Source organism: Anaerocolumna sp., assembly GCF_032079385.1.
In the GTDB taxonomy this organism is placed as follows: domain Bacteria; phylum Bacillota; class Clostridia; order Lachnospirales; family Lachnospiraceae; genus Anaerocolumna.
This window is the reverse complement of sequence record NZ_DAMAUC010000013.1, coordinates 1-17,309: the sequence shown is the minus strand read 5'-3', so window position 1 is coordinate 17,309 and position 17,309 is coordinate 1. Positions and strand designations below refer to the sequence as shown.

Sequence of the window (17,309 nt, the reverse complement as noted above, 5' to 3'; positions counted from 1 at the left end):
GTTTGAAGAATGTTTGAAAAGAATGTTTGAAGAATGTTTGAAAAGAATGTTTGAAAAGAATATTTGAAAAATATTTGAAAAGAATGTTTTGAAAAAATGTATGAAAAGAACATTTGAAAAAAGAATCCTTGAAAAAGGGTAATTTAAAAAACGTTTATAAAGAACACGATACATAAAGAAGAAATTTTCATATAAAAAAATAGGCAAAGTAAAAATCCAAGCCAGGTAACTGTATAAGAGGTAAACAAGACACATAAAGATAGAAGGAAGGATTCATCATGAAATATATTATTGTGCTAGGTGATGGTATGGCAGACGAACCCATTGAAGAACTGGGTGGAAAAACGCCTTTAGAGTATGGTGAGACACCAACCATGGATGAATTATCAAAGAAGTCCGAGATCGGATTATGCTATACCATACCGGAAGGTATGAAACCGGGAAGTGATACTGCTAATTTATCAGTGCTGGGATATAATCCGAAAGTATATTACACCGGACGTTCTCCTTTGGAAGCATTAAGCATTGGAGTAGACATGAAGGACGGAGATATTGCTTTAAGGTGCAATATGGTAACCCTTTCTGATGATACTCTTCCTTACGAAGATAAGAGGATTTTGGATCACAGTGCAAGCGAGATATCTACGGAAGACGGGAAGGTTTTGTTGGAAGCGGTTCGCAACGAATTAGAAAATGATATCTATAAATATTATTTAGGCACAAGTTATAGACATCTAACCATATGGGACAAAGGGGAGGTTGTGGATTTAACAGCTCCCCATGATATATTAGGTCAGGTAATAGGCACATATTTACCGGAAGACGCATATTTAAAAGATATGATGAGAAAAAGTTATGATATATTAAACAACCACCCCTTGAATATGGAGAGAGCTAAAAAAGGACTAAATAAAGCCAATTCCATATGGTTTTGGGGTGCAGGGACAAGACCCCAATTAACATCTTTCGAAGAAAAGTTCCATAAAAGAGGAGCTATGATTTCAGCAGTTGACCTTTTAAAAGGTATTGCTGTTGGTGCCGGAATGAGGGTTGTTTCTGTGGAAGGTGCAGATGGTACCTTACATACCAATTATGAAGGAAAAGCTATGGCAGCAGTAAAAGAACTTATCGAGAACAATCAGGATTTTGTATATATTCATGTGGAAGCTCCAGACGAAATGGGCCATCAAGGCAGTATCGCCAATAAAATAAAAGCCATTGAATATTTAGACCACAGAGTTATAAAGGTTGTAAAGAATCAAATGGAGGCTGCCGGTGTGGAGTATAGAATGCTGATTATGCCGGATCATCCTACTCCAATCCGTTGCAGAACTCACACAAGCAATCCGGTTCCCTACATGCTATATGATAGTTCAAACCAATTGGACAAAAAGTGGAATTATAATGAGGCAGAAGCCGGAAACAGTGGTAATGTAATCAGATATGGATATGAAATAATCAATAAGTTATTTGAAAAATCATAAGAAAATTAGCATCTGCAAAGATTTAGCTTGTTTGAATATAATTATAGGAGGCATTGTATGTTAATTGTAAAAAAATTCGGTGGAACATCGGTAGCCGATAAGGAAAAAATTTTTAATGTTGCCAGAAGGTGTGTTGAAGATTATAAAAATGGCAATGAAGTTGTTGTTATATTGTCTGCAATGGGAAAGCAAACAGACTTACTTTTGGCCCAGGCTAGAGATATTAATCCCAATGCATCAAAGCGTGAAGTAGACATGCTTTTAACGACAGGAGAGCAAATTTCGGTTTCTTTAATGGCAATGGCCATGAATTCTTTAGGAGTTCCAGCCATTTCTTTAAATGCCTTTCAAGTGGCTATGCATACAACCTCAGTTTATGGCAGTGCAAGAATTAAAAGAATTGATGTAGATAGAATTCATAGTGAACTGGCAAATAATAAAATAGTTATAGTTACAGGTTTTCAGGGAATTAACAGCTTCGGCGACTATACCACTTTAGGTAGGGGAGGGTCAGATACCACCGCAGTTGCTATTGCAGCCGCTCTTAACGCCGATGCTTGTGAAATTTATACCGATGTAGATGGTGTATTTACAGCAGATCCAAGAATTGTTCCAAGTGCGAAGAAACTAAGTGAAATTACCTATGATGAAATGCTGGAATTGTCATCACTAGGGGCAGGTGTTTTACACAATAGATCAGTAGAAATGGCAAAGAAATATGGAGTACAATTAGTTGTACGCTCAAGTTTAAATAATTCAGAAGGAACTGTGGTGAAGGAGGAAATAAAGATGGAGAAGATGCTAGTGAGTGGTGTAGCGGCTGATAAAAATACAGCCCGTATTGCAGTTATAGGTTTAGAAGATCAACCAGGGGTAGCATTTAAATTATTTAATCACTTAGCAAGACATAATATAAACGTTGACATTATATTACAATCAGTAGGCCGTAACGGTACAAAAGATATTAGCTTTACTGTAGCAGAAGACAGCGTTGAAGAAGCGGTAGAAATCCTGGAACGCCACAGAGCGGGCAGCTTAAAATGCCATAAAATCGACGTTGAAAAATCCGTTGCAAAAGTATCCATCGTAGGTGCCGGTATGATGTCTAACGCAGGTGTGGCTGCTAAAATGTTTGAAGCTCTTTATGATGTAGGTGTAAACATTAAGATGATTTCTACTTCTGAAATCAGAGTTACGGTATTAATCGATGAAGTTTATGTTGAAAAGGCTATGAAGGCTGTTCATGATAAATTTAGTCTGGCTTAAATAATAGATAAAGGACGCTTTGCCCTATGTAGAGTATAGAGACCTTCCATACTCACGAAGGTCAATTTATTTTGTAAGGGCAAAGCAGGGTATTGGATATATTATTGCTTTTGATAAATTCTGTTTCAGAAGTATTATATAGAAGTAATGATATGTGAATATGCAACTTCTCAATAGAATTTATGATCGATTTTTTTATAGACAAATAGTGGTATGAAAATAAAGACTTTTTGAATGAAGAATCATTATAGTCTTAAGTAATAAAAGGATATAGTACAAAATATATAAACCCCAGGAAATTATAACAATAGCCAATTGACAGAAGATGCCTAAAATGATATGTTTTAATTAAAATGCAAGGAGGGCATTATGTTGGGTTTTAGTGTTTTAACTTATTTTGGTGTATTCATGGGTATAGTTCAATGGGCTTTCTATTTACTTGGTATTGTTTGTATGATCAAGTATTTAAAAGATAAGAGATAATAAATTAATTAACATACAGTATTAAAAAGCGGCTAAAGAGGTATTGGGAAATAATGGTTGGTTTATTGGCTTGGCTTTGGTATATCAAGCAGGCTGGACGAATTTTGTACAGTTTGTTTGATAACTGGGCGGATAGTACTTTTATTACTAAATAGTAAAATCGCAAAAGCTTATTTAGCTCTGCGATTTTAGTTTTTATTTTATAGCAATTTCTTTTTCCAATTATCCCCTTCTCTATAGTAATAGAATTCACTAAGTTCATCCGATTCAAAAACAGAAACCATATCTAAAAAATCATTAGCAAGAGAATATTGTTTTAATCTATCTTTCTTTATCCAAAATACATCACCTTCTTTAGAGGGTCTTAAATCTCCCTTAAACTGATCGGTCTTAAAAAATAAAACCACATATCTTTCGTCCTCCTTTGTCTGAAATTGCTTTATTCCACATAAAATAGGATTTTCAATAGTAAGTCCGGTTTCTTCAAAAACCTCTCGCTTAACAGACTCAACAAAAGATTCCCCGTATTCAACATGTCCGCCAGGAAATGTAACTCCTGGCCAATCCGGGTTACGTCTATCTTGAACTAAAATAGAATCATCCTTATAAATCATACACATATTTGTAAATATAGCCTTTTCATTTCTACTCATTTTTGTACCTCTTTCGTTATGTAAAATTTAAGTCACACTTTGCAATATGTCTGCCCTGGTATCGGCAAAAGCCTTATGATAATTCAGGGAAAATAATAGATTTTATTACAAAACAATATTAATAATATAATAAGATAAACAATTTGTATACTGCTTAGATAAACCTTAATAATCTTATGAATCAGAATTCACAACCTAAAAGAAATGAAAATACCTAGATTCCAATTACTTCTATATCCCCGTTAAGCATTTAAAACATTATAAATTTAATAAAATTAGTTATTATACCCTAAAGAATATAATGTTCTAATCTTATTAACCCATTAAAATTAATCAATAAGTTAACATCATTTAAAAACTGTCCATCTAATCTGATAAACTCATCCATTATTCTTACTTGTCTTACCCAATAACATATTATAATACGACCAGCTTTGCCTCACAACGTAAATTACTCCGAAAGTGGCGGTTGGTTTTTACATTGTCTCTCAACCTAAATACAGATAACATAGGTGGTTGCTTCAATTTGGCGTAATCCGACTGACAAGGCTGCTTATGTCCGACTAGAGACTCAGTGACAAGTATCGCCCCCCTGCGATACTTGTCATGCGCTTTGAGGCTCTACCAAGGACATGCCGCTGGAAGGAAAGGTAGCCAAATTGAAGCAACCACCTATGTTATCCTTCGATACCAAACAGGACAATGTAAAAACCAACCGCCACTTTCAGAGTTCTCTACCTCCCCCTCAGCAAAGCGTCCTTATGTTTATCATTATATTCTTGAAATTCCCCCAATTCAGTGGTATTATAGATAGGTAAAGTTTTACAAAGAATAGAAAGTTGTAGTCTAAAGGAGTATATGAATGGATATTTTAAAACAACTAAGTGAAGAGCTGAATATTAAATTAGGACAAGTAGAAGCTGCTGTAAAATTAATTGACGAAGGCAGTACAATTCCTTTTATCGCCAGATACCGTAAAGAAGTAACCGGATCTTTGAATGATGAGGTTTTAAGAAACTTACATGAAAGATTATTGTACTTACGTAATTTGGAAGATAAGAAGGCCAGTGTTTTAGCAAGTATTGAGGAACAAGGTAAATTGACAGAAGAGTTAAAGACTCAGATTCTGGAAGCTACTACCTTAGTTGTGGTGGAAGATTTATACCGTCCATATCGTCCGAAGAGAAGAACGAGAGCTACCGTTGCCAAGGAAAAAGGTTTGGAACCTTTAGCTAATATAATATTACTTCAGATGACAAATCAGCCAATTGAGGAAGATGCGAAGAATTTTATTTCAGAGGAAAAGGAAGTTAATACTGTTGAAGAGGCCATTGCAGGGGCTTTGGATATTATTGCAGAGAATATTTCAGACGAAGCGGATTACCGTATCTATATCAGAAAGATTACATTTGAAGAAGGCACTATTGCATCTACAGCAAAAGATGAGAAGCAGGAAAGTGTTTACGAAATGTATTATAACTTTGAAGAGAAGTTAACAAAGCTTGCAGGTCATAGAGTTTTAGCATTAAACCGTGGTGAAAGTGAGAAGATACTGACGGTTAAGATTGTAGCACCGGAAGAAAGGATACTTAGATTCCTTGAGACAAAAGTGATTATCCGTGAGAATCCATATACTACGGAACTTTTAAAAACAACCATTGAGGATAGTTATAAACGTCTTATTGCACCGGCAATTGAACGAGAGATTCGCAGTGATTTAACAGAAAAAGCAGAAGATGGCGCAATTAAAGTATTTGGAAAGAATTTAGAACAGCTTCTTATGCAGCCTCCTATTGTTGGGCAGGTTGTATTGGGATGGGATCCTGCTTTTCGAACAGGTTGTAAACTGGCCGTTGTAGATGAAACCGGTAAAGTTCTTGACACTACCGTAGTTTATCCAACAGCACCTCAGAATAAAATAGATGAAACAAAGAGGGTAGTTAAGGAGCTTATAAAGAAATACGGTATTACTTTAATATCCGTAGGAAACGGTACCGCCTCCAGAGAATCTGAATTGATTATTGTAGATATGTTAAAGGAGACGAATTCCAACGTATCTTATATTATTGTGAATGAAGCAGGTGCTTCTGTATACTCCGCAAGTAAATTAGCAACAGAAGAGTTTCCTAATTTTGATGTGGGACAAAGAAGTGCAGCTTCCATAGCAAGAAGGCTTCAGGATCCATTAGCGGAACTGGTAAAAATAGATCCCAAATCCATAGGTGTGGGGCAATATCAGCATGATATGAATCAGAAGAAATTATCGGAAGCCTTAACCGGTGTTGTAGAAGACTGTGTAAATAGAGTAGGTATAGACTTAAATACTGCCTCTGCTTCTTTACTGGAGTATATATCCGGTGTATCAAAAGCAGTTGCAAAAAACATTGTCTCTTATCGGGAGGAAAATGGACGTTTTACTAACCGAAATCAGCTTCTTAAGGTGACAAAACTTGGACCTAAGGCTTTTGAACAGTGTGCCGGTTTCTTAAGAATTCTGGAGGGAAATAATCCGTTGGATCTCACCAGTGTTCATCCGGAATCCTATGAAGCAGCGAAAAATCTTCTTCAGAAATTAACCTATTCACCGGAGGATATCAAAGGGGGAGGCCTTGTTAATTTAGGTAAACAAATTAGAGATAAAAAAGCAATGGCTGATGAGTTAGGTATTGGAGAAATAACCTTGGAAGATATTATTAAAGAGTTGGAAAAACCGGGAAGAGATCCTCGTGATGAGATGCCAAAACCAATTCTTAGAACAGATGTATTGGAAATGAAGGACCTGACAGAAGGTATGATATTAAAAGGTACCGTTCGTAATGTAATTGATTTTGGTGCGTTTGTTGACATTGGAGTGCATCAGGACGGCCTTGTTCACATTTCACAATTAACGAATAAAAAGTTCGTAAAACATCCATTGGATGTGGTTAGTGTGGGCGATGTTGTAGAGGTCAAAGTAATGAGTGTGGATTTAGCAAAGAAGAGAATACAATTAACCATGATAATATAGACTTATTCTTCCTAGGATAAAAGATATAGCTCGAAAGGTTACTCTATATTAAGCAGTTGTTTAGTATATAAGGAATCGGAAATATAATAAATAGAAAGCATCTGAGCGGAATCGCTTCCTGTCAAGCAGGCAGTGAACGATTCTGTTTAGATGCTTTTTTGCTACAAAGTAATTGTAAATAAACCATGTGATATGGAAGGTAAAAACTATAAAATTTTATATCATAATAGAAAGTACAAGGTACTATTATATATTCTCTCCTCATATATTGTGTAAAGAAAGTTATCCTAACCCAAAAAACAATTATTTTGATGTAACTTGGAGATCTTTAGCACATGTTTAATACATATTGATCATCAGGTGCAAATGAATGAGGCCTTTTGCCGCTAATAGATACCTGTTGTCTGTTTCCGATATGAAGGACCTGGGAGAGGATATTCAGGCATATTATGAAGGCAGGGCAGATATAGTTCCATGGGAGAATACAGACCCCACGACAATTGTGAATTTAATTGGTAACTTTATTGAAAAGAATTGGTATAAAACAGATATATAAAATAAGGCGTAGAGGAATGGTAGGATTTAATGAAAAAAAGGAAATATATATTTCTAATTACGGGAATGGTAATGGGCGGTGCGGAACGAGTGATGGCCACAATAGCCAATGAATTTGTAAAAAGAGGAAATGAAGTCTGTATTGTAACTTTAAAAGGCCCTAAAAGTGCTTATAGACTTGATCCAAGGATAAAGATAGTAGGAGCAAAGGGCTGTGTTCAATCGGAGAATAAAGTATTACGTGTAATACAGTTTATATATAGCGGTATGAAGGGGTTTTTTTGTTACTTCTATTATTTAAAAACCTATAAACCGGATGCGGTATTGTCTTTCTTAACCTATTCTAATTTATTAGCAATTATGACACGCAGGTTATTTGTTAAGAATGTGCCGGTAATTGTGTCTGAACAATGCGACCCTCAAAAAAGATGCTATATTTTGAAAAAGTTATGTGAATTGATGTATCCCAAAGCAGACTGTCTGGTGTGTCAAAGTAAAAGAGTGGGAGGTTATTTTAGAAAAATCTCCAACAGGGCTAATATAAAAATAATTCCCAATCCGGTTAATCCGGAATGTATAGCACAAAACCCGCCGGATAAAAGGCGAAATGCAATTATTGCAGTGGGCAGATTAAGTCCCCAGAAGAATTATAATTTATTGATAAATAGTTTTCATGAAATAATATGTGATTACCCGGACTATATTGTTGAGATATATGGACAGGGACCGGAATATAGTAGTTTAAATCAAAAAATCCACTCTCTTCATTTGGAAAATAATATATTTTTAATGGGAACAAAAAATAATGTAATGCAAAGTATTCACGATGCCCGGCTTTTTGTTATTACCTCCAATTATGAGGGCTTTCCGAATGTTTTAGTAGAGGCTATGGCTTCCGGGCTGCCGGTTGTATCTACGGATTTTCCCACAGGAGTTGCAAGAGAACTAATAAAAGACGGTATTAACGGTTATGTAGTACCAAGGAATAACAAAAGAGAACTGGCAGAAGCCATGGTTAAAATTCTTAGAGATCCCCAGCTGCAAGAGAGTATGAGTGAGGCAAATAGAAAAATAACCAAGTATCTCGATATGAACAAAATTATAGATCAATGGAACGAAGTATTGGATAGGAAGTATTAAAACGCCTGTTAGTTTATGAATAAAACAATATGAATAAGGTGAAAGGAATGCATGAGTGAACGATTAAAACGTTTTAAGAAAGAACCTGGTACCTAATATGATATAAATCGGGATTATTTTTTTATATGGTATCTTTTTATAAATTAAAAAAGAAGATGTGGAAGAATGCTGTTTCATTTTGCGACCGAAAATGGTATTTCACAACACCGAATTTCTTGTTAAATAGGGGAAAGTAAATTATACTTTATGAGTTCTTTGCCTGTATTTTATTAATTGAATAAAGGAGAGATTTACTTGAACCAATGGATAGACATTCATAGCCACATTCTTCCGTCGGTAGACGACGGTTCGGTGAATATAGAACAAACGAGAAATATGCTAAAAATTGCATACGAAGAAGGAATTATACATATGATAGCCACCCCTCATTATGGGGTAGGCTGCAGAAATCCCGATATAAATGAACTTCAAAAAAAATTAAAACTGGTAAGAGAAGAAGCAAAGAAAATTGATGAAAACTTTCAAATAGAACTTGGAAATGAATTGTACTACAGCGAAGATATTATTGAACATTTAAGAAAGAAAATGGCATTGACCTTAGCTGATACCAGGTATGTACTGGTTGAATTTCCTGCCCATGAAAGTTTCCGGAATATAAAGACAGGGCTTCACCGTTTGCTGATTCATGGATATTTGCCCATACTTGCTCATGTGGAAAGATACGAAGCACTTTTTCAAAGCTTTGAGGAAATAGAGGAATTAGTCAGACTGGGGGCATATATGCAGGTAAATATAAAAAGTCTGCAAGGAAAAGTTTTGGATTCAAGGAAAGGATTTTGCAGGAAGTTATTGTATGAGGGGTATATTCATTTTCTTGCCACAGATGCACACTCTGACCATAACAGAGATGCCAGAATAAGAAAAGGGGTGGATTATATCTATAAAAAGTACGGAAGCGAGTTAGTAAATCAATTACTGGTAAAAAACACAAAACAATTATTGGATAATAAATATATCTATGAGGGATAATTCCTTAATAGTGGATAAGCTATAGGGCAAAGAGGCTTTTCAGCAGTAAAAATATACAAAATTCTTTTTTCATAGTTGTTTTAATAAATGCAGTTGACATTTTCTATAATAGGCTGTAAAATGTATATGTAAATAGAAAACAAAATAAGGAAGTTCTTCGGGGCAGGGTGTAATTCCCGACCGGCGGTATAGTCCGCGACCCGGATGACAGGCATGGAGGTAATAAATACATGGTAGTCGTTCGGTTGATTTGGTGTAATTCCAAAACCGACAGTAAAGTCTGGATGTGAGAAGAAAAGCATGTTTTTGATATGCAAATTTATTGGATAATAGCCCCGATTCATTTTGAATCGGGCTTTTTTATTTCAAAACATACCAAGCTGCATGATGGAACCAAGAATTTTCCTTTCAGTCAAAAGGAGATAGGAATATGAAAACAACGAAATATGAAGTTAATGCAGATGTAAGAAAAAATAATATTGGTAAGTCGGTTGCAACTGCAAAGGGTAAATCCTTTACAACAAAGGCAATGGTAACAATTAGTTTACTATCCGCACTTTCTTATGTACTTATGCTTCTTGAGTCCCCGCCATTTATAGGTTTCCTAAGATTGGAACTTAGTGATATTCCTGCAATTATTGGTGGATTTACCTATGGGCCCATAGCCGGTGTTACAATTGAATTAATCAAGAATTTAATTAAAGCAATCACGGCTACCAAAACGGCAGGTATTGGAGAATTAGCAAACCTTGCAATCAGTGCTGCATATGTTATTCCGGCTTCTTTTATTTTTAGAAAAATGAAGAGCAAACATAAAGCTTTCCTGGCATTTAGTGTGGCTACCATATCTATGACAATTACCGGCTTCTTAGTAAACTACTTTGTAACGATTCCATTATACGCTTCTCTTTATGGCGGTATGGACAATGTACTTGCAGGTGCAGCTATAATTCCGGCCATTAAAGATAAATTTACCTTAATACTTTATGGAATTACTCCTTTTAATATTGTAAAAGGTATCTTCACAGGCCTTGTAGGCCATTATACGTATCGATTCTTAAAGAATAAGTTAAGTTCATAATTAATATTTACCAACAAGAGGCTGTTACAAACTGTCTCTTGTTTTTTTTGCCTAATCTGCTATAATTTCAACTAGAAAAGAAGATGGGAGCCGATATGAAATCATGATAGCAGAAAGCTTTAAAACAGAAGATACCTTTCAGTTAGGTATACAATTAGGAGAGAAAGCTAAGGCAGGAGAAATTTATTGTCTGTTAGGAAATTTGGGTACCGGAAAAACTGTTTTCACCCAAGGTTTTGCCAAGGGGCTAGGCATTCAAGAGCCGGTTAATAGTCCTACCTTTACAATTGTTCAGGTTTACGAAGAAGGCAGGCTTCCTTTCTATCATTTTGATGTATACCGTATTGAAGACATAGATGAAATGCAGGAAATCGGATATGAAGATTATTTTTACGGACAAGGTGTCTGCCTGATTGAGTGGTCCAATTTAATTGAGGAGCTCTTGCCGGCTGACAAAACCGTAATTACAATTGAAAAAGATTTGGAAAAAGGTTTTGATTATAGAAAGATATCTATAGATGGAATGGAATAAAGAGGTGTAAGGATGAAAATATTAGCGATAGACAGTTCCGGTTTAGTGGCATCTGTGGCAGTTGTATCAGAAGACCAACTATTGGCGGAATACACAATTAATCATAAGAAAACACATTCACAAACATTATTGCCTATGCTTGATGAAATTGTGAAGATGATAGAATTAGATATTAAGGATATTGATGCCATTGCGGTGGCAGCAGGACCGGGTTCCTTTACCGGTCTTAGAATCGGTTCCTCCACAGCCAAAGGATTAGGTCTGGCATTAGATAAACCAATTATTCCGGTTCCAACAGTAGATGGACTGGCTTTTAATTTATATGGAACGGACAAATTAATCTGTCCTATTATGGATGCAAGGCGTAACCAGGTGTATACAGGTTTATATGAGTTTAAAGATACAGAATTTGTAACTGTGGAATCCCAACAGGCGATTGGTATCGATGAAATTGCAGAAAAAATTAATAAAATTGGACGAGCTGTTATATTCTTAGGCGATGGAGTAGAAGTTTATCAGGAACAATTAAAAACACTGATGAAGGTTCCTTATAGCTTTGCACCTCTTCATCTATCTAAACAACGTGCAGGGGCAATTGGAGCTTTGGGAGTAATTTATTTTAAAAAAGGGTTAGCGGAGGATGCGGACTTGCATCAGCCAACCTATCTAAGACTTTCACAAGCAGAGAGAGAATTGGCAGAAAAACAGCAAAAGCAATAAGTGTGAGAAGAAATTCTAAGTTAGTAGAGACGCGGAGTAAGTATTTCTAAATTTCACACTGGAAGAACGCAAAAGCAGCGTTCTTCTCACTGATTGTTTATGCCGCTGAAGCGGCATGTTTGGAAGTGAGGAAAATACGGATGGTTATAAGACTTATGGAAGAAGCAGATATTCCATTTGTACATGAAATAGAGTGTGGAATATTCTCAAGACCTTGGAACAAAGAAGATTTTAATAAATCAATACAAGATCCTCACAACATTTATCTGGTAGCAGAACAGGATAATAAGATTATAGCTTATTGCGGTTTGTGGGGAGTCGCAGGGGAAGGACAGATAAATAATGTGGCAGTAGATCACTCATACCGAAACAAAGGTATTGGCAGGGAAATGCTGCAAACTCTGATAAGTATTGGAAGAAGTAAAGGATTGGAGTCATTTACTTTGGAAGTGCGGGTGAGTAATTTATCTGCGATTGCCTTATATCATGGGCTTGGCTTTGGGGATGCCGGTATCCGTAAAAACTTTTATGAAGCACCAACAGAAGATGGGTTGATTATGTGGCTGTAGTGACAACAATTCCCACTGTAAAAATACCACTAATACAGGTATAATGAAAGTAAGCAGTTGGTCCAAGTTCGTAGGAGGGATAAGGATGGAAAGGAACATGAGCGCGTTAAGTAATGTAAAGTCAAAAGATGTACAGTTAATTGATATTTATTGCAATGTTTGCGGAAAGAAAATTAAAACGAAAAATGGAATATTAGAAGAAGATGTATTTGAAGCTTCTAAGGAGTGGGGATATTTTTCAAAAAAAGATCTTGAAGTTCATAAATTTAATATTTGTGAGGAATGCTATGAAGAATTAATTTCAACTTTTAAAATACCCATTAAAATAATAGATAAGAAAGAAGTTTTATAATCATTAACTTTAAAAAAATAAAATTAATTCATATACAGCACAAGGAGAAGGGAAGCAGGAATAATCCCTTCTCCTTGTGCTATAAATAAATTGATTATAAATTCAGGTTGTGTTACTATTTTGTAATGTAAAAAAAATTCTCTATTCATCAACGCTTTATTGATTCTGCCTATTGGTTATGCTAATATGGTGCTAAAGACGGTAAGGGATAATCACTTCTATTGATAGCCCTAACAGATATAAGCCTGGGAAAATGATATATACATCTTATGGTAGATAAAGAATATTTTTATAATATAATGGTTTACTAAATGTTTATAAATATTTAAATAAATAATTAGAAAATAAGTGAGGGAATTACATGTTAGATGTTTGTTTACTTGGTACAAGCGGTATGATGCCATTGCCAAACCGATGGCTTACGGCCTTAATGACAAGATATAATGGTTCCAATCTGTTAATTGATTGCGGAGAAGGAACCCAAATTACTATAAAAGAAAAGGGATGGAGTTTTCATTCCATAGATATTATCTGTTTTACCCACTATCATGGAGACCATATAAGCGGCCTTCCGGGTTTATTATTATCTATGGGAAATGCGGACAGAACAGAACCGGTTACCATTATTGGACCGAAAGGTTTGGAAAGGGTTGTAAATTCCCTTCGTGTCATTGCACCGGAACTGCCCTTTGACATCCAGTTTATTGAATTATCCGGTCCAATGGAGGAAATACGGATAAATGGTTATGTTATTCAGGCATTTCGTGTGAATCATAATGTCATCTGTTATGGATATAGTATTATTATAGAACGGACCGGAAGATTCTTTCCGGAAAAAGCACAGGAAAATGGTATTCCACAAAAGTATTGGAACCAGCTGCAAAAAGGTGCAGCCATTGAGGCGGATGGACGAATCTATACACCTGATATGGTATTGGGTCCAAAACGTAAAGGAATAAAATTAACATATTGTACAGATTCAAGACCGGTTCCATCTATTGTGGAAAATGCAAAAAATGCCGATTTATTTATATGTGAGGGTATGTACGGTGAAAAGGACAAAGAAGACAAAGCAAGAGAACATAAGCACATGACATTTCATGAAGCTGCTCAATTAGCTAAGGAAGCAGAAGTTCAGGAACTTTGGCTTACTCACTACAGCCCGTCTTTAATTAGACCGGAAGAATTTATAAAGGATATTAAAGATATCTTTCCTAATGTAAAAGCCGGAAAAGATAGAAAGAGTATTACTCTGCAGTTTGATCCGGATGAATGATTCTTTGTAAATTACTTTACTTGTTCTTATTAAAGACAAAATAAATAATTACAAAACCCGATTAATATAAAAATGGGGTGATGGGAGGCAAGTATGAAGAAATCAAAAAGAAGAACCGCAAATACCTTTGGAATGATGCTTATATTTGGAATAGCTATAGTCGCAATTTATTTTAAGCTCAGTACCAGTACAAGTCCGATTATAGAAAGATCTTCTTCCAATAAGACGGAATTAGAACTATTATTGGCGAAAGATATTGAGAAAGACTATCCTTCTTCACCAAGGGAAGTTATAAAGTTATATACAAGGATTATGAAGAGTTTTTATAATGAAGATCTTACAGATGAGCAAGTGAATCAATTGGCGAAACAAATCCGCTATTTGTACGATGATGAACTATTGGCTAATAACTCTTATGAGGATTATCTGTTAGAGTTAAAAGTTGAAATTACGGAATATAAAAATAAAAAACGCAATATTATGAATGAGACAATTGAAGACAGTAATAAAGTGAACTATTATACCAAGGATGGTAAAGAATGTGCGTCTCTTACCGCGGGGTATACCATTAAAGAAAAAGACAGTTATACAAAACTGTATGAAGATTTTATTTTAAGGAAAGATGAACAAGGGAACTGGAAAATAATAGGATGGAAGACCTCGGATAAAACGGGAATATAATAAAGGGTTCCTTAGATTTTATTTGAGATTCTTCATTTTACTTAAGATGGTTCACATGCATTTTATTTAAGACGTTCTAAAGGAATCTTGTAGAAAGACTGAAAGAAAAAATATAGAAAGAAAGGTTGCCGCAAAAAAACTTTCAGCCTGTTTATGGCAATGTCATATCTGCAAAGGGATATGATATGCAAAGGGTATAAAAATGAACAGTGATATAAAAATTTTAGCAATAGAATCTTCCTGTGATGAAACCGCAGCAGCGGTTGTTCAGAATGGAAGAACCATATTATCCAATGTTATTTCCTCTCAGATTGCTCTGCATACGTTATATGGCGGAGTAGTTCCGGAGATAGCATCCAGAAAACATATTGAAAAAATAAATCAGGTAATAAAACAAGCACTTTCTGAAGCCAATGTTACCCTTCAGGATATTGATGCAATTGGTGTAACTTATGGACCGGGACTGGTAGGTGCATTATTGGTGGGAGTGGCTGAGGCAAAAGCCATTAGTTACGGAACCGGGAAACCATTAGTAGGAGTACATCATATAGAAGGACACGTATCTGCCAATTATATTGAACATAAGGAGCTGGAACCTCCGTTTTTGTGCCTGATTGTGTCCGGTGGTCATACTCATTTGGTGATTGTGAAGGATTATGGGGTCTATGAGATCATAGGAAGAACCAGGGACGATGCAGCAGGAGAAGCATTTGATAAAGTAGCAAGGGCCATAGGTCTAGGATATCCAGGGGGACCTAAGATAGACAAGCTTGCTAAAGAAGGCAACAAAAAGGGAATTGTATTTCCAAGGGCTCATATAGAAGGCGCCCCTTATGATTTTAGTTTCAGCGGAGTAAAATCAGCAGTATTAAATTATCTAAATTCCTGTGAAATGAAAAAGGAAGAGGTAAATCGTGCCGATATTGCAGCCTCTTTTCAAGAGGCAATTGTGGATGTATTGGTTAAGAACACCATAACGGCTGCGAAAGACTTTAATTTAAATCAAGTAGCCATAGCAGGCGGAGTGGCTGCTAATTCAGCATTGCGTGAAGCTATGAGTAATGGTTGCAAAGAGCAAGGTATAAAATTATGTTATCCTTCTCCAATTTATTGTACTGATAATGCAGCTATGATTGGGGTGGCAGCTTATTATGAATTTATAAAAGGTACAAGGCACGGATTAGACTTAAATGCGGTTCCTAATCTAAAGATTGGACAGAGATAAAGAACATTATATGAAAGGATTCACAATGAAACATAAAAAGATAGTTGCTATAATTCTGGCAGCAGGTACAGGGAGAAGAATGCAAAGCAATATTCCAAAGCAATATTTAATTTTGCAGGACAGGCCTATACTATATTATACTTTAAAAACTTTTGAAGAATGTAATGTAGATGAAATTATACTTGTTGTGGGTAATGATGAGATAGAATATTGCCGTAAAGAAATTGTTGAAAAATTTAGTTTTAAGAAGGTTAAAAAGATCTTAGAGGGTGGATCAGAACGATATCTCTCGGTTTTTAACGGATTAAATGCTATAGACTATGCGGATTATGTGTTGATACATGATGGGGCAAGGCCTTTCATAAGTTTAGAAGTGATTAAAAGAACCATTGAAGAAGTTGCTGCTTATAATGCTTGTGTTGTTGGAGTACCTTCAAAAGATACTGTCAAAATTGTTAACGAAGAAGGCATAGTAACAGAGACTCCTGATAGAGACAGGGTGTGGTCCGTTCAAACTCCTCAGGCATTTTCTTATGAGATCATAAAAAAGGCATATGAAGTACTATTTAAAAGTAAGCATGAGAATCTGAAAATAACGGATGATGCCATGGTAGTGGAACATACACTAAATGTTCCGGTTAAATTGGTTATGGGAGAGTACACTAACATCAAGATAACTACACCGGATGATCTTATAATTGGACAAAGTATACTTAGCAGAATGTGGTAGAAAATAGTATTAAAAAAGTTAGAAAAACTACTTGACATATTCTTTTACGTTTGATATACTGTTCAAGCAACGTCCGGAGAGGTGTCCGAGTGGTTTAAGGAGCCGGTCTTGAAAACCGGTGACTCCGTAAGGGGCCGTGGGTTCGAATCCCACCTTCTCCGCTAACAATAAGCACCAATTACTTGGTGCAATTTTATTGTTAACTATGACTCGGTTTATCAGCTTTAATTGGAGAAGTACCCAAGCGGCTGAAGGGGCTCCCCTGGAAAGGGAGTAGGTCGTTAATAGCGGCGCGAGGGTTCAAATCCCTCCTTCTCCGTTATGACTTATCAATTTAAAAAACTTTTAAAAAAGTTGTTGACAAGTCCTCGTAAGTGTGATAAGATAGTCGAGCTGGTGTGAGACACCAACAATACTTACTAAGAAGACAAGCAGTAGAAACAGTAAGTAACAAGCCTGTTTGAGCAGGTTAGAACATTGATAACTGAACAGTGAAACAACCCTGAAAATTCTAATAAAATTTTCA

At 35.7% G+C, this 17,309-nt stretch carries 16 protein-coding genes, 2 tRNA genes and 1 riboswitch; of the genes, 17 read left to right on the top strand and 1 reads right to left on the bottom strand.

Features of this window, described 5'->3' with window-relative positions; translation table 11 throughout:
• Positions 1–278 precede the first annotated feature (278 nt).
• Both RT261_RS11930 and RT261_RS11925 read left to right on the top strand, forming a co-directional pair.
• A complete protein-coding gene (locus RT261_RS11930) occupies positions 279–1,484 on the top strand; it encodes a cofactor-independent phosphoglycerate mutase (protein WP_313132751.1) in 1,206 nt (401 codons plus the stop codon).
• 57 nt (positions 1,485–1,541) lie between these two features.
• On the top strand, positions 1,542–2,750 hold the full coding sequence (locus tag RT261_RS11925) for an aspartate kinase (RefSeq protein ID WP_313132750.1): 1,209 nt from the start codon (positions 1,542–1,544) through the stop codon (positions 2,748–2,750).
• A 683-nt stretch (positions 2,751–3,433) separates the two neighbouring features.
• On the opposite strand, the gene RT261_RS11920 is transcribed toward RT261_RS11925, so the two are convergent.
• The gene (locus RT261_RS11920; RefSeq protein WP_313132748.1) at positions 3,434–3,886 is read right to left on the bottom strand and encodes an 8-oxo-dGTP diphosphatase; all 453 of its coding nucleotides are present in this window, start codon (positions 3,884–3,886) and stop codon (positions 3,434–3,436) included.
• 862 nt (positions 3,887–4,748) lie between these two features.
• Here RT261_RS11920 and RT261_RS11915 point away from each other — a divergent pair.
• From RT261_RS11915 to RT261_RS11845, 15 genes are all read left to right on the top strand, one after another.
• Entirely contained in the window at positions 4,749–6,893 is a 2,145-nt protein-coding gene (locus tag RT261_RS11915) for a Tex family protein (protein ID WP_313132747.1), read from the top strand.
• Positions 6,894–7,263: 370 nt separating this feature from the next.
• Complete coding sequence (locus tag RT261_RS11910) at positions 7,264–7,449, top strand: hypothetical protein (RefSeq protein ID WP_313132746.1); 186 nt, start codon at positions 7,264–7,266, stop codon at positions 7,447–7,449.
• 29 nt (positions 7,450–7,478) lie between these two features.
• Complete coding sequence (locus RT261_RS11905) at positions 7,479–8,588, top strand: glycosyltransferase (RefSeq protein ID WP_313132744.1); 1,110 nt, start codon at positions 7,479–7,481, stop codon at positions 8,586–8,588.
• 294 nt (positions 8,589–8,882) lie between these two features.
• Positions 8,883–9,617 (top strand): CpsB/CapC family capsule biosynthesis tyrosine phosphatase, encoded by a 735-nt coding sequence (locus RT261_RS11900; RefSeq protein ID WP_313132743.1) that lies wholly within the window; start codon positions 8,883–8,885, stop codon positions 9,615–9,617.
• A 149-nt stretch (positions 9,618–9,766) separates the two neighbouring features.
• Positions 9,767–9,917, top strand: a riboswitch (FMN riboswitch).
• Positions 9,918–10,047: 130 nt separating this feature from the next.
• Positions 10,048–10,698 carry an ECF transporter S component gene (locus tag RT261_RS11895; RefSeq protein ID WP_313132741.1) on the top strand — a complete coding sequence of 217 codons (651 nt, stop codon included), beginning with the start codon at positions 10,048–10,050 and terminating at the stop codon, positions 10,696–10,698.
• Positions 10,699–10,801: 103 nt separating this feature from the next.
• Positions 10,802–11,230: a tRNA (adenosine(37)-N6)-threonylcarbamoyltransferase complex ATPase subunit type 1 TsaE gene (gene tsaE, locus RT261_RS11890; RefSeq protein WP_313132739.1), complete on the top strand. Its 429-nt coding sequence runs from the start codon at positions 10,802–10,804 to the stop codon at positions 11,228–11,230.
• 12 nt (positions 11,231–11,242) lie between these two features.
• Positions 11,243–11,950, top strand: coding sequence for a tRNA (adenosine(37)-N6)-threonylcarbamoyltransferase complex dimerization subunit type 1 TsaB (gene tsaB / locus RT261_RS11885; RefSeq protein WP_313132738.1), 708 nt, complete (start codon positions 11,243–11,245; stop codon positions 11,948–11,950).
• 140 nt (positions 11,951–12,090) lie between these two features.
• Positions 12,091–12,519, top strand: coding sequence for a ribosomal protein S18-alanine N-acetyltransferase (gene rimI, locus RT261_RS11880; RefSeq protein WP_313132736.1), 429 nt, complete (start codon positions 12,091–12,093; stop codon positions 12,517–12,519).
• A gap of 85 nt (positions 12,520–12,604) precedes the next feature.
• Entirely contained in the window at positions 12,605–12,871 is a 267-nt protein-coding gene (locus tag RT261_RS11875; protein ID WP_313132735.1) for a hypothetical protein, read from the top strand.
• A 361-nt stretch (positions 12,872–13,232) separates the two neighbouring features.
• On the top strand, positions 13,233–14,147 hold the full coding sequence (locus RT261_RS11870; RefSeq protein WP_313132733.1) for a ribonuclease Z: 915 nt from the start codon (positions 13,233–13,235) through the stop codon (positions 14,145–14,147).
• Positions 14,148–14,240: 93 nt separating this feature from the next.
• On the top strand, positions 14,241–14,828 hold the full coding sequence (locus RT261_RS11865; protein WP_313132732.1) for a DUF6715 family protein: 588 nt from the start codon (positions 14,241–14,243) through the stop codon (positions 14,826–14,828).
• A gap of 202 nt (positions 14,829–15,030) precedes the next feature.
• Positions 15,031–16,053, top strand: a complete 1,023-nt coding sequence (gene tsaD / locus RT261_RS11860; RefSeq protein ID WP_313132730.1) for a tRNA (adenosine(37)-N6)-threonylcarbamoyltransferase complex transferase subunit TsaD — start codon at positions 15,031–15,033, stop codon at positions 16,051–16,053.
• 25 nt (positions 16,054–16,078) lie between these two features.
• The gene (ispD, locus tag RT261_RS11855; protein ID WP_313132729.1) at positions 16,079–16,783 is read left to right on the top strand and encodes a 2-C-methyl-D-erythritol 4-phosphate cytidylyltransferase; all 705 of its coding nucleotides are present in this window, start codon (positions 16,079–16,081) and stop codon (positions 16,781–16,783) included.
• A 75-nt stretch (positions 16,784–16,858) separates the two neighbouring features.
• Positions 16,859–16,944, top strand: a tRNA-Ser gene (locus RT261_RS11850).
• A 69-nt stretch (positions 16,945–17,013) separates the two neighbouring features.
• Positions 17,014–17,102: transfer RNA gene (locus tag RT261_RS11845), tRNA-Ser, on the top strand.
• Positions 17,103–17,309 lie beyond the last annotated feature (207 nt).